The organism is Companilactobacillus sp. HBUAS56275 (assembly GCF_036913655.1).
GTDB classification, from domain to species: Bacteria; Bacillota; Bacilli; order Lactobacillales; family Lactobacillaceae; genus Companilactobacillus; species Companilactobacillus pullicola.
The window spans coordinates 563,365-577,855 of record NZ_JAYKKK010000001.1 but is presented as its reverse complement, the minus strand read 5'-3'; the positions used below and the strand labels follow the sequence as shown (position 1 = coordinate 577,855).

Here is a 14,491-nt window from a genome sequence, read left to right as displayed (position 1 = left end):
GTTAATTACTAAAACCAATTATGGTATAGTAAGAACATAACTGCTCTTTTGAGCGTTAAAAAGGAATAGGACTTAATTGTCCTGTCATGCAAAGGTGATTTAATGGCAGATAGAAATCCATATGACGTACTAGGCGTTGATAAAAACGCTTCTGATGACGATATAAGAAAAGCATTTCGTAAACTTTCAAAAAAGTATCATCCTGATTTGAATAAAGCACCTGATGCTGAAGATAAGTTTAAGGAAGTTAATGCCGCTTATGAAATATTAAAAGATCCACAAAAGCGTGCTCAATATGATCAATATGGTTCTGCCGGTATGAATGGTGGCCAAGGTGGATTTGGCGGCTTCGGTGGTGCCGGTGCTGGTGATCAGTTCGGTGGCTTTGAAGATATCTTTAGTCAATTCTTTGGTGGCGGCGGTTCTGCTCGTCAAAATCCTAATGCCCCAAGACAAGGTTCCGACTTACAATATCGCATGGATTTGACTTTTGAAGAGGGAGTTTTCGGTAAGAAGACTAACATTTCTTATAACCGTGAAGAGGAATGTTCAACTTGTGGTGGTTCAGGTGCTAAGCCTGGTACACATCCAGAAACATGTTCCAAGTGTCATGGTTCAGGTTATGTAGAAGTAGATCGTCAAACTCCACTTGGCCGTATGCGTACAAGAGTTGTTTGTGATGTCTGCAATGGTACTGGTAAGGAAATTAAAGAGAAGTGCAATATTTGCCATGGCTCAGGTAAGGTAAATGAAAAGCATGAACTTAAAGTTACTGTTCCAGCAGGTGTTGAAGATGGACAACAGATGCGTTTAGATGGTCAAGGTGAAGCCGGAACTAACGGTGGACCTTACGGTGATTTGTATATTGTCTTCCACGTTGCTCCAAGCAAAGAATTTAGACGTGATGGCTCAACGATTTATGCATCAGTAAATATCAGTTTCCCACAAGCGACATTGGGTGACAGTATTAAAGTTAATACCGTTCATGGACCTGTAGAGTTGAATATCCCAAGTGGTACTCAAACAGGAACAACATTTAGATTACGTGGAAAAGGTGCTCCGGTTCTAAACAGCAAGAGTATCGGTGATGAAAAGGTAACAGTCAATATTGTTACACCTCGTAAGCTATCTAGTGAGCAGCGTAATGCTTTGAAACAATTTGCTGAAGCTGGTGGCGATAAGGTTAAAGAAAAAGATAGTAACTTTTTCAATAAAGTAAGAGACGCTTTTAAAGGCGAATAAAAATAAGAACTTACAATTCAATTTTGAATTTGTAAGTTCTTATTTTTTATGTTTTAAATTTGAGCAAACTTGTTAAGAAGACGAATCATTTGGCAGGTAAAGCTGTATTCATTGTCGTACCAAGCAACTGTTTTTACTAGATTTAGGTCACCGACTTGAGTTACTTCTGTTTGAGTAGGGTCGAAGACGGAACCATAGGTAGAATTGATAATGTCGCTAGATACGATTTCTCTATCATCGTAGCCAAAGGATGGATTGTTTTGAGTATGATGTTGCATGGACTTATTGATTTCTTCAACGGTAACATCTTTGTCCAAAACGGTAACCAATTCAGTTAAAGAACCATCGATGACTGGTACTCTTTGAGCATGTCCCTTTAACTTGCCATTTAATTCGGGAATAACTAGACCGATAGCTTTAGCAGCACCTGATGAATGAGGGATGATGTTGACGGCAGCGGTTCTAGCAGCCCTTAGGTTATCCCCACGAACTGGTCCATCGAGGATCATTTGAGTCGAGGTATAGGCATGTACGGTCGTCATAGTCCCGACTTTAATACCAAAATCCTGATTCAAAAAATAAGCCATGGGAGCTAGACAATTAGTTGTACAAGAACCTGCTGAAATGATTTTGTCGTTGGTATTTAATGTACTATCATTGACGTTGTAGACGATGGTTTTCATTTGGCCAGCTGGAGCAGAGATTAAAACTTTCTTCACACCGGCATCTAAATGAGCTTGTGATTTTTCAGTAGAAGTATAAAAACCAGTACATTCAAGAACAATATCCACACCATCATTTTTTACCCAAGGGATTTTTCTGGCATCTGGTTCAGCGTAAACACGAATTTTTTGATTATCGACTAAAATATCATTTCCATCTGCCTTGACTTCGTGTTCAAATTTTCCGTGAGCAGAATCGAATTGCAATAATTGTGCTAGCATTTTAGCGTTAGTTAAATCGTTGATTGCGACGACTTCTAAATTGCTGTCCTTTAGTTCGCTGATTCTCTTGAAAGCTAAACGGCCAATGCGACCAAATCCGTTAATTCCAATTTTTACTGTCATATTGATGACCTCCATCTCTTTATTACAGGTGTAATCTTAACGAGAAATGGATTGACCAACAATGTCATAAATGAAGGGCTTAACTATACTATTTGTAGGAGATAAATATGAGTCAGGTAGATAGACATAAAGATCGAGTTGTGCAAATAGATTTCTATTCTCATCAAGATTTACAGAAGTTAGTCTTAAATAAGAAATATACGTTAGCATTAATAACTGAGAATAAAACATTAGGTACTTTAAACGGGTATCCTGTTCAATTAGAGTCTCCATGTGTCTTATGCTTGCAGGATAATGATGATTTAAAGATTGATTCAAAAATCAATGCCTCAGTTTTTTGTTTTGATCCGATTTTTCTGGAGACAGTTCGTGTTTCACAATTAAAGGATATCAATGTTCCTAATACGCCACATATTAAGAAGGGTCTGTCTTTGTTTGCAGGGTATGATCGAATCATTTCACTTGATGCAAAGATCTATCCTAAATTTTTGCAGTGGTTTTTTACTATGGGAATGGAAGTTAGTGCTCAAAGCGATGATTTGTGGGTTTGTCGTATCAAACAGTATTTAATTCAAATATTTAATCTCTTACTGCAGTTAAAAGAGTCCCATCCGCAATCAGCAATAGATATTGCTTTAAAGTTCATTCATATGAATTATTCACAACCGATAAAATTAGATGATCTAACAGACTTAGTACATCTGAATCGTGTGTCGATGAATGAACAGTTTAAACAACGTGTCAATCAAACTGCTATGCAGTATTTACTATCATATCGGTTAAGTATTGCTGAACAAATGTTGACCCATACGGGAATGACTTTGAATGATATAGCTTTGGCTACTGGCTTTGAGTACGATACTTACTTTATGAAGCAATTTCGGCAACATAAGGGTATGTCGCCAACTCAATATCGCAATGTTAGTCGTGAAGTGGCAGTACAACAGTGAATATCCGAGGCAATGCTCTAGAACATAGTAGTACAATAGTGTAAAATAGAAAGAATGATAAATTTCTGATAGAAGGGAATAATTTATGGATTTAGATCTTGATAAATTAAAAGAACGACAAAAAAGAATTCGTAATTTCTCTATCGTAGCGCATATCGATCATGGTAAATCAACGATTGCTGATCGAATTTTGGAAAGAACTAAGACGGTTTCAAAACGTGAGATGAAGGCTCAGATCCTAGATGACATGGATCTCGAACGTGAACGAGGAATTACTATTAAACTAAACGCGGTGGAGCTTGAATATGAGGCTAAAGATGGCCAGACATATATTTTCCACTTGATTGATACCCCAGGACACGTGGATTTCTCCTACGAGGTTTCAAGATCATTGGCTGCTTGTGAGGGTGCTTTGTTAGTCGTTGATGCTGCTCAAGGTGTCGAAGCTCAAACTTTGGCAAATGCTTATTTAGCAATTGATAATGATTTGGAAATTGTTCCAGTTATTAACAAAATTGACTTGCCATCAGCCGAACCAGACAAAGTCAAAGAAGAAATTGAAGAAACAATCGGAATTGATGCTGAATCTTCTGTTTTAATGAGTGCTAAAACTGGTATTGGTGTCGATGAATTGTTGGAAAGAATCGTTTCTGACGTTCCAGCTCCTGAAGGTGATTTGGACAAACCACTCAAAGCATTGATCTTTGATTCGGTTTATGACAGTTATCGTGGCGTGGTCTTGGATGTACGTGTTCGAGAAGGCGTTGTAAAGGTCGGAGACACAATTGAATTGATGAGTAATAAGAAGACCTTTGAAGTCACTGAAGTTGGTGTGATGTCTCCTAAAGCGGTCAAGCGTGATTACTTGATGGCTGGGGATGTAGGTTATATTACCGCCGCTATTAAGACAGTTAAGGATACTCAAGTTGGTGATACGGTTACTTTAGCAAATAATCCAACAGATGAACCTTTGACAGGTTATCGTAAGAGTACACCAATGGTCTATGCTGGTCTTTATCCGGTTGATAATGCCAAGTATGAAGATCTACACGAAGCTTTGGATAAGTTGCAACTAAACGATGCAGCTTTGGAATATGAGCCTGAAACTTCGCAAGCTTTAGGATTTGGATTCCGTGTAGGTTTCTTAGGATTATTGCATATGGATGTTGTCCAAGAACGTTTGGAACGTGATTTTGATTTAGACTTGATCACAACTTCACCATCTGTTGATTATCATGTTACAAAAACTGATGGTGAAGAAATCATCGTTGATAATCCAGCTGAGTTACCAGACGCAGCTGATATTAAGGAAATTCGTGAACCGTTTGTTAGAGCTGAAATTATGGTTCCTGAAGACTTTGTTGGTCCGGTAATGGAACTGTGCCAACGTAAACGTGGGGAATTCGTAACCATGGATTATCTGGATAAATATCGAGTAAATGTGATTTATAAATTACCGTTGCTTGAAATTATCTTTGATTTCTTTGATGATTTGAAATCTAACACTAAAGGTTATGCGTCACTTGATTATGATGTTGACGATTATGAACCAAGTGAATTGGTTAAGATGGATATTTTGCTTAATGGTGAACCAGTTGATGCCTTGAGCTTTATCGTTCATAAAGACTTTGCCCAAAAACGTGGTCGTGATATTGTGGCTCGTTTGAAGGAAGTTATTCCTAGACAAATGTTTGAAATTCCAATTCAAGCTGCTATTGGTAATAAGATCGTGGCTCGTTCAAATGTTAAAGCTTACCGAAAAGATGTTACCGCTAAGTTATACGGTGGTGATAGAACTCGTCGTGATAAGCTATTGAACAAGCAAAAAGCTGGTAAGAAACGTATGAAGGAAGTTGGTAAGGTATCTGTACCACAAGAAGCCTTCATGTCAGTTCTTGATCTTAACCGAGGCAAAGATGACAGTAAAAATTAAATAAACGCTTATAATGTAATTAGTCGTTACATTATAAGCGCTTTTTTATTTGGAGGGATTCTCTATGGAAAAATTTGATACGATTATCATTGGTGCTGGCCCAGGCGGATTAGCTGCTGCCTACGATTTGAGTGAATCAGGCCAAAATGTGGCCTTGATTGAGAATAATTTATGGGGCGGAACTTGTCCTAACCGTGGATGTGACCCCAAAAAAGTTTTGCTCAGTGCTGTTGAAGCTAGAGATAGAATGATTCAGTTAAAAGGTAAGGGTTTTAGTGATGTTCCTTATGTTAACTGGGAAGAGTTGGAACGATTCAAGGAAACTTTCACCGATCCAGTTTCGGAAGGTAGCAAGAATGGTGCTATCGATGCTGGAATTACGACGATTGATGGGTCACCGAAGTTTGTCTCAGAAAAAGAAATAAGTGTCAATGAGGCTACTTATCAGGCTGATCATTTTATTATTGCAACTGGTCAACGTCCTAGCTATTTGAATATTCCTGGTAAAGAATACTTGTTATCCAGTACCGATTTCATGTCACTCAAAGAGATGCCCAAGACGATCACGATTATTGGAGCAGGTTACATTGCTTTTGAATTAGCTACAATTGCCAATGCCACTGGTGCAGAGGTCCATGTCGTTCACCACAATGATCGTCCTTTGAAGGCTTTCAATGAAAAATATGCTAAAGAATTGGTCCAACAATTAGAGAATAAAGGTGTTAAGTTCCACTTTAACGTTGATACTCAAGAGATTATCAAGTCTGCTGGACAATTGACTTTAAAAGCTGATGACTTCAGTCTAACTAGTGATTTGATCATTGGAGCTACTGGTAGAATTCCAAACGTTGATATTTTGGACTTGGACAAAGCAAATGTTCAAACAGACCGTCATGGTGTGATTGTTAATGAGAAAATGCAGTCGAGCAATGATAAAATTTTTGCCATTGGGGATGTTGTTTCAACTAAAACACCAAAGTTAACACCCGTCTCAGGTTTTGAAGCTGATTATGTCAGTCAGTTCATCTTAGGCAAGACTACAGATGATATTAAGATGCCATTAGTGCCAACTGTTGTTTATGGCAGTCCTAAACTAGCTCAAGTAGGTGAACAAACAGGTGCTAAGGTTATCGATCAAGATGTAACTAGTTGGTTTACTTACAGTCATACTAATCAACCTAAGGCGATGATCAGAGTCGTGTTAAACGATCAGTCCCAAATTATTGGTGCGACGGTTTTGAGCAATGAAGCCGACAGTATGATCAATCTCTTGACCAAAGCAATTGAACAAAAGATGACTCACGCTGATGTTAAGAAAGAAATTTTAGCTTATCCAACAGCGGGTAGCGATTTGGAGTATTTATTCTAGATATATGTATTGGTAAAATGATCGTGATGATTCACGATTATTTTTTTTGGAGGAAAAGCTATGTATCGCCACGAGATAGTTGAACCAAGCCAGCAATTATTAAAATTAATAGTTCATACTGAACATTTTGCTAATGGAGATGTTTTACGTCATTGGCATCAAGCTATTGAAATTGATTATTCGATCAAGGGAACGGCCGATTTCACTATTAGTGGTAAAAAAATTAAGTCTAAATCAGGGGATGTTTTGATTATCAATTCCAACGAAATTCACTCCGTTGATAATATGAACGCAAACAAGAATACTTTAGCTTTAACATTTTTAATTCCATATGAAATTTTGATCAAAGAGATTCCGAATTATGAAAATTATTGGTTTGTTCTTCCCGAGAAAAAAGAAGAAGTGGCAATAATCAAGCATGACTTATATTTGTACTATCAGCATAGCCAAATAAAGGATGAATATCGTAATTTACAATTAAAGAGCGATATGTTCTTGATTCTACATGACCTACTAAAGTATTGCAGTCACGATAAAAGCACAGTTCATGGGCTTCCAAGAATTCCTACATTGCATAAATTGGCAGAAGTAATTGACTACATCAATCAACACAGCAGTGAAAAAATAATGTTAGATGAAATAGCTCAAGCAGGTCATTTGAGTACGGGTTATCTGTCTAGGACTTTTAGCAAACAAATGGGGATGAGTGTAATGGAATATGTAAATTACATTCGATTAAAAAAGGCCTATGAGATGATAACTAATACTGACAAAAATGTTGCGGTCATCTCTGATTTGACGGGCTTTTCTAATCCTAAATCATTCAGCAAACTATTTCTTCAAATTTATAAGCAAACACCAGGAAAATATCGAGCTAATTTAAAAAGGTCATAAAATGACCTAAAAGTGGTTGTGATTAATCGCTTACAGTAAACGGTTACATCGTACAATGAACTTGTTCTTAAGAAAGACAAGGAGTGGTACGATGACGAAAATTAATACTAAATCGTTTCTGTTTAAATTTGCTTTACTGTCGATCTCGATGTTGTTAATGGCAGCTCCTAACATTGCTGCGGCAATACCATTGATGAGTAAAACCTTTACTGGTCAATCAGCTTCAGCCATTGAAACTATTTCGACAATTCCTAATTTAGGTATTATTGCTGGTATTTTTATCAGTAGTGTTTTAGTTAATTTCCTAGGTCAAAAAAAGACTGTAATGTTTGGACTTGTTGTTGCATTAATATTTGGAATAACCCCAGTATTCTCAAACAATTATTATGTCGTTATTATTTCTAGGTTGTTACTGGGAGTCGGAATTGGTTTATTTAACTCTTTAGCAATCAGCATGATTTCTGATTTTTACGGAGGTGATGAACTTTCAACAATGATGGGCTTTCAAAGCTCAGTTAGTTCATTAGGAAGTTCGATTTTATCATTTTTGGTGGGTTATCTAATTGCCTTTGGTTGGCATGCAACTTTTATTATTTACGCAATCGCATTGCCTATCATGATTATTTTTGGATTAGTGATTCCTAACGTTGAAACTAAATCAGTTAAGCATGAAAAGTCAGTTCACCAAAAAATTAATTTGCCGGTCATTCTAATTTCAGTGATGACATTCTTTATTTATGCTTTCTTCATGGTAGTTACAGTTAAACTAGCCGATCTGTTGACGTATAAAAATATGGGTACAGGCAGTCAGGCAGCTACAATTCTAGGTGTCTTCACATTAGTATCCATGGCAATTGGTTTTGTTTACGGATTCGTGCATAAATTATTGAAGCAATACACTTTGATGATCGGATTCTTATTAATGACTATTGGTTTTGCAATTTTATCCAGAGCAGCAAGCATTGCCAACGTAACTATTGGTGTGGTAATTGTTGGTTTAGGATTTGCCTTGGTAATTCCATTTATCTATACGATTATTAACACGATTGCTCCAAAAGGTTCAGAGAATTTGGCTTCTTCAGTTATGTTGATATTCACTAATGTTGGAGTTTTCATCTCACCAACTTTGATCAATTACTTGTCTGGTTTAATGGGCAGTCAACAACCAGATATGAACATGAGAGTCGCTGCATATGGATTTGGCTTCTTATTGTTGATTGCCATTTTTACACTTATTTATCAAAAGGTCGTTCAAGGAGGAAAGTATTTTGTTAGAAAAGGTTAATGTTAAAAATACAGATTATCAAATGAAGTTAGTGCCTGGAAAAGATACAGAAGGGTATCTCGATCCTAAAGCTAAAAAAGAGCTGGAAGATTCTATCAAACAAACTAATACGGGTGACTTTGGTAGTGCAGTTGATAGCAAAGTTACGGTTGAAGATATCCGTTCATCAATGGGCTGGAAAAAAGCTAATCACACGAATCAACACGAATTGAGTATCACTGATACAAATTATGATGGTATTAATGTTCGAGTCTATTTACAAAAATCACTAGTTAATGAAACCTTACCAACAATTTTATTCATGCACGGTGGCGGTTTCTTTGGTGGTAGTTTGGACAATGTTGAATATCCATGTGAAGCATTGGCAGATTTTGGTAAAGTTCGCGTGGTCTCAGTGGATTATGGATTAGCACCAGAACATCCTTATCCTCAGGATTTGATTGATTGTTACCAAGTGTTGAACTACATAGCACAAAATAAAGTTGCCTTAAAAGTAGGCGATATCACAGCAATGGGAGACTCCGCCGGTGGCAATTTGACTTATGCTTTATCATTATTAGATCGACAATTAGGGACTAACTATTTAAATAAAGCAGTAGCACTATATCCAGTTACTTATCAAGGAAAAGATGCGAAGAGAAGGGCAGCCTTTGATACACCAGAACCGTTGATTGGTCATGAAAAAGCTGAAGATATCAGAGCTTATATTAATAATTTTAATGGCAGTCAAGGGATGATTAATGATTGGTATATTCGGGATAGTGATCCGGAGAGCATGTATATTTCACCATTGAATGCACCAGAAGAATTGTTAAAGAAAATGCCACAAACGTTATTTATGATTGGTGAGTTTGATCCTTTAAGACTCCAAGGAGAAGCCTTCTATAACAAGATGAAATTAGCTGGTGGTGATATTACTTACCTCAGATATAACGGGATGACACATGCTTTTATGGATAAGGTCGGTGACTTTGTTCAAGCCGATGACTGTTTGCATGAAGCAATTGAATTTATTTTGAAATAAAGCATAAAAAATGCCGGAATTCTAATTTGAATTCCGACATTTTTGTTGTTAATTATTTTTCTTCATAACCATTTAAGTGTTTTGATTTGAAGTTCCAAGCATCGCTGATAACTTTTTCAACGTCATCATACTTAGGTTGCCATTTCAAAACGGTTCTAGCCTTTGTTGAGTCAGCAATCAAAGTACTTGGGTCTCCTGGACGTCTTGGTCCAATCTTAGCAGGAATCTCTTTGCCGGTAGCCTTACGAGCTGCTTCAAGAATTTCCTTGTTTGAGAATCCTGTAGATGAGCCGAGGTTAAAGACATTACTGTCATTGCCACTACGTAGATATTCCATAGCCAAACGGTGAGCTTCAGCCAAATCTTCAACATGGACATAATCACGGACGTTAGTACCATCTTTAGTATCGTAATCATCACCGAAAATCGTCAATTCATCACGTTGTCCAGCAGCAACTTGTAAGACAACAGGAATCAAGTGAGTTTCAGGGTTGTGGTCTTCACCGATTGTACCATCAGGCTTAGCACCACCAACATTGAAGTATCTTAAAGCAACGAACTTGATACCATAAGCTACATCACACCAGTGCATGATTTTTTCCATGGCTAATTTACTTTCACCATATGGGTTAGTAGGTACGGTAGGATCAGTTTCCTTAATCGGAATTTGTTTAGGTTCACCGTAAGTTGCGGCAGTTGATGAGAAGACAATGTGCTTAACACCAAAATTGTGCATTACTTGAAGCAATGAGATCATACCGCTGGTATTATTGTCAAAATACTTAAGAGGGTCCTTCATTGATTCAGGTACCACTGAGAAGGCCGCAAAGTGAATGACATCAGTAATGTCTTCATTTTGGAATAGTTTGATCAAGAATTCCTTATCACGGACATCGCCTTGATAGAATTTAGCTTTTGAATTGATAGCTTGTTGATGACCAGTCGATAAGTTATCTGCTACAATGACGTCGTAACCAAGCTCGCACAAATGGTCTACTGTATGTGAGCCAATGTATCCGGCACCACCTAAAACAAGAATGCTCATAAAATTACCTCCAGATTCATTTATAATATATATTATAGCTTATTCATGGGCTTTTAAAGCTTGATATTATTGAAGTTTTTAGAAAAAGATTAAAGACTTAACTTTTTTAAGCAGATGCTTTAATATTAGTCCTGTATTGCAAAATGTAAATTTCTTGAAATGGAATGAAAAAAATGAAGAAATTCTTTTCAATTTTTGGAACCATCCTTGTTCTTCTAGTAGCGTTAGCCTTGATTTTTAATCAGCCAATTAAAGAATATGCAGTTAAACAGATTTCTAATCGTAATCTCAATAGTTTAACGGCTGATAAGGTTAAAAGTAACCAGAAGAAAAAAGGACAATTTGATTTTAATAAGGTAAAGCCTATTTCCGCTACACAAGTAGCTAAAGCAGCCGTAAATAATGATGCCGCAGTTATTGGAAAAATGGCTGTACCATCAGTCAATCTTCGTTTACCAATCGTAGTTGGTTTGAGCGACAACGCACTTTCAACCGGTGGCGGTACGATGAAAGAAGACGAAAAGATGGGTAAATCCAATTACGCCTTAGCTGGTCATTATATGACTAATAAAGGCGCACTTTTCTCACCATTGGAAAATGCCCAGATAGGTGATCTAGCCTATATTACAGATATGAAACGTGTTTACACTTATAAGATCTACTACAAAAAAATCGTCCCACCAACAGCAGTTTATTTACTGGATGATGTAAAAGGTCAAAATATTTTAACTTTGATCACCTGTGCTGACGGAGGAACTAATCGTTGGGCTCTACAAGGGTCACTTGTAAGAAATGAACCAGCGAATAAAGCTACTCTAGCAGTCTTTTCTTAATATTGCCTTAAAATCGCAGTATTTAGGAATTTTAAATAAAAAGAGCAGTTTCTATTAAGTATTCAAGATAGATTTGAATATCTTAATAGAGACTGCTTTTATTTATTATTTGGTTTTTACAAAATTATCAATAATAGAAGGTGGACATTCATATTCACCAAAGTATGTTGGTTATGTGACTACCTCTTTTGATTTGAAAGTATTTTTTTAAATAGAAAAGATACTGGAGATAATTTATCTTAAACCAAGCAATAGAAGTACTCTTTAGTCCGGAACAAAAATTGGGAATGCGTTCAGCTATGAAATCATTGTTGCCGGCTTTGCCGGTTACAATGAGGCCGACTTTGGAGATCCATTATTTTGCACGAAGTGTAAAATGATTAGCTCCAAATCGTGCCCATAGCGTTCCAACAGCATTCCCAATTTTTGTGGAGGACGGCACGTAACCACAATCAAAGTAATAATCGAAAAAATGATACTTTCAAGACTTTTTTTTTATGTTCAAAGATTGCTATAATTAATTGACAGTAGGTGATGGATTGACATTAATAAATTGGGAAAAGCGTAAAAATCCCTCAAAACAAGAAATAGAAAAATTTGCGACCGAAAAAAACGTCGACAATATAGTAGCTCAGTTATTGATACAAAGAGGTATAACTGACAATTTAGAAATTGAATCCTTCTTGCATAGCAATGTGGATGAATTACAAGATCCTTTTGGCTTGCATGATATGGATAAGGCATTGGAAATAATTGATGATGCCGTACAATCACAGAAAAAAATTGCTATTTATGGTGATTATGATGCTGATGGCGTCACAAGTACTTCGATTATGAAGCTGACTTTACAAAAGTTAGGTGCTAAGCCAATATTTTATATCCCTGACCGTTTCAAAGATGGTTATGGACCTAATATGGATCGTTATAAAGAGTTAGCCGACAAAGGTATCGATTTGTTGATCACTGTTGATAATGGTGTCAGTGGCAAGGATCAAATCAAGTATTTAAAGGATCAAGGGATTCAAGTTGTAGTAACTGATCACCATGATTTGCCTAAAGAATTACCAGAAGCGGATGCAATTGTTCATCCGACGATTCCAGGTTCAGAATATATTTGTCCATACTTATCTGGTGCTGGAGTGGCTTTTAAGATAGCTGATGCGCTCCTAGGCGACGAAGCCTTGGAATTGATAGACTTGGCTGCAATTGGAACTGTGGCTGACTCAGTGGCTCTTAAAGGCGAAAATCGAGTTATTGTGTCCGAAGGCCTTAGACAGATGAAACAGAATCATCACGTTGGGCTGAGTGCTTTAATTAAGAAATGTAAAATTAAAGTAGGGGATATCAGTGAAGAAGATATCGGCTTTAAGATTGCACCCCGCATAAATGCTTTAGGACGTTTGGATAATGCTTCATCTGGCGTGGAATTGTTGACGACTGGTGACGAAACTTTTGCCAAAGAAATTGTTGACGAAACTGAGGATATCAACGCACGTCGTCAGGAGTTGGTTAACTCAGCTTTTAATGACGCTCAGAGCCAAATTGAGGCGCAAAAGGATAACGGTGTGCTAGTCTTGAAGGGTAATGGCTGGCATCAAGGTGTCTTGGGAATCGTCGCTAGTCGAGCCATGGACCAAGAGAATAAGCCTGTCTTGGCAACTCAGTTTGACGAAAATAGTGGTGTTATGAAAGGTTCCGGCCGTAGTCCTGAAGGATTTAATCTCTTCACAGCTTTGGACCAATATCGGGATCTATTTGTAGCTTTTGGTGGTCATGCTCAAGCCTGTGGTTTTTCGATTGAAGAGGACCAGTTAGATAAGTTAACTGAGTTGTTACAACAAGAACCGGCTAAACAAGACTTTGATCCACAGGCACCAGTAGTTAAGCAATACGATTTAGATTTAAAAATTGCTGATTTGAATTTCGATTTGATTAAGAAAATCAATCGTTTGGCACCATTTGGAATGGGGAATCCTAAACCGGTTATTAAGCTGGCTAATGTCGGGTTAAGTCAAGTTCGTTCAATTGGTAAAGATGGTACACATTTGAAAGCTCAAGTGGCTGATCAGAGTCATTATGTTGATGCAATCGGTTTTGGGATGTACCAAAAATCTCAAGATGAAACGACCGATGTCTGTGATGTTTATGGTGAATTGGGTATTAATGAGTGGGCTGGCCGTAAGAATCTTCAATTGATGTTAGATGATTTCCAAGTTTCACCCGCAGCTCAAAAGGTACAAGAATTGAAGAAAGTTTACCTTGATTATCGAAATAAACGTATTTCTCCGGAAATAATCAATCATTTTGACGACGTGGTGTTCTTCAATGAAGTCTATTATGAAGCTGCTAAACGTTCGAAGATGCAAGTTAATATGGTACGTTATGATGAAAATGTTGATGGTAAAAATATTTTGATCTATGATCGACCACACAATTTGGATCTGTTCAAAGAATTTATCAAAAAAAATAAGTCGCAGCACACAGCTTTATTCTTCCATACGAATTTGGCCAATGGTTATTTGAAACCTGATATGGATAAGATGAAGGAATTGTTGAAATATATCTATTCTCATCAAAATATTCAGGCAAATCAGATGGATTTAGTCGCAAAATACTTAAATTTTGAAAAAAATGACGTTGATTTTTATTTAAAAGTGTTTTTTGAGCTAAATTTTGTTAAAATGGTAAATGGCTTTGTTGAAAAAGCTGATGCTTCACAACAACGCGAATTGATTGAATCTCAGACTTTTTCAAAGAGATTACAACGCAATGATGTTGAAAAAATATTAATTGAATCCAACTTTGACGATCTCTTATCCTGGATGAGTGATTATGATTGCCATTGTTAG

11 protein-coding genes are annotated in these 14,491 nt (G+C 36.9%); 9 read left to right on the top strand and 2 right to left on the bottom strand.

The window, feature by feature from the left end; translation table 11 throughout:
- Window positions 1–102 precede the first annotated feature (102 nt).
- Window positions 103–1,242, top strand: coding sequence for a molecular chaperone DnaJ (gene dnaJ / locus U8526_RS02630; RefSeq protein ID WP_334340424.1), 1,140 nt, complete (start codon window positions 103–105; stop codon window positions 1,240–1,242).
- A 53-nt stretch (window positions 1,243–1,295) separates the two neighbouring features.
- On the opposite strand, the gene gap is transcribed toward dnaJ, so the two are convergent.
- Window positions 1,296–2,309 carry a type I glyceraldehyde-3-phosphate dehydrogenase gene (gene gap, locus U8526_RS02625; RefSeq protein ID WP_334340423.1) on the bottom strand — a complete coding sequence of 338 codons (1,014 nt, stop codon included), beginning with the start codon at window positions 2,307–2,309 and terminating at the stop codon, window positions 1,296–1,298.
- A gap of 107 nt (window positions 2,310–2,416) precedes the next feature.
- Between gap and U8526_RS02620 the strand changes: the two genes are divergently transcribed.
- The 6 genes from U8526_RS02620 to U8526_RS02595 all read left to right on the top strand — a co-directional run bounded on the left by U8526_RS02620 (window position 2,417) and on the right by U8526_RS02595 (window position 9,764).
- Entirely contained in the window at window positions 2,417–3,259 is an 843-nt protein-coding gene (locus U8526_RS02620; RefSeq protein WP_334340422.1) for a helix-turn-helix domain-containing protein, read from the top strand.
- Between the two features lie 85 nt (window positions 3,260–3,344).
- Window positions 3,345–5,192 (top strand): translation elongation factor 4, encoded by a 1,848-nt coding sequence (lepA, locus tag U8526_RS02615; RefSeq protein WP_334340421.1) that lies wholly within the window; start codon window positions 3,345–3,347, stop codon window positions 5,190–5,192.
- 64 nt (window positions 5,193–5,256) lie between these two features.
- Window positions 5,257–6,561, top strand: coding sequence for a dihydrolipoyl dehydrogenase family protein (locus U8526_RS02610; RefSeq protein WP_334340420.1), 1,305 nt, complete (start codon window positions 5,257–5,259; stop codon window positions 6,559–6,561).
- A gap of 60 nt (window positions 6,562–6,621) precedes the next feature.
- Entirely contained in the window at window positions 6,622–7,455 is an 834-nt protein-coding gene (locus U8526_RS02605) for an AraC family transcriptional regulator (protein WP_334340419.1), read from the top strand.
- 91 nt (window positions 7,456–7,546) lie between these two features.
- Window positions 7,547–8,740, top strand: a complete 1,194-nt coding sequence (locus tag U8526_RS02600) for an MFS transporter (protein WP_334340418.1) — start codon at window positions 7,547–7,549, stop codon at window positions 8,738–8,740.
- Window positions 8,724–9,764 carry an alpha/beta hydrolase gene (locus U8526_RS02595; protein WP_334340417.1) on the top strand — a complete coding sequence of 347 codons (1,041 nt, stop codon included), beginning with the start codon at window positions 8,724–8,726 and terminating at the stop codon, window positions 9,762–9,764. The genes U8526_RS02600 and U8526_RS02595 overlap by 17 nt, the downstream gene beginning before the upstream one ends.
- Window positions 9,765–9,816: 52 nt before the next feature.
- Here U8526_RS02595 and galE read toward each other — a convergent pair whose 3' ends face one another.
- Window positions 9,817–10,809: a UDP-glucose 4-epimerase GalE gene (galE, locus tag U8526_RS02590; protein ID WP_025085746.1), complete on the bottom strand. Its 993-nt coding sequence runs from the start codon at window positions 10,807–10,809 to the stop codon at window positions 9,817–9,819.
- A gap of 173 nt (window positions 10,810–10,982) precedes the next feature.
- On the opposite strand from galE, the gene U8526_RS02585 reads away from it, so the two are divergent.
- Complete coding sequence (locus tag U8526_RS02585; protein WP_334340416.1) at window positions 10,983–11,642, top strand: class A sortase; 660 nt, start codon at window positions 10,983–10,985, stop codon at window positions 11,640–11,642.
- Window positions 11,643–12,181: 539 nt separating this feature from the next.
- The gene (gene recJ / locus U8526_RS02580) at window positions 12,182–14,491 is read left to right on the top strand and encodes a single-stranded-DNA-specific exonuclease RecJ (protein WP_334340415.1); all 2,310 of its coding nucleotides are present in this window, start codon (window positions 12,182–12,184) and stop codon (window positions 14,489–14,491) included.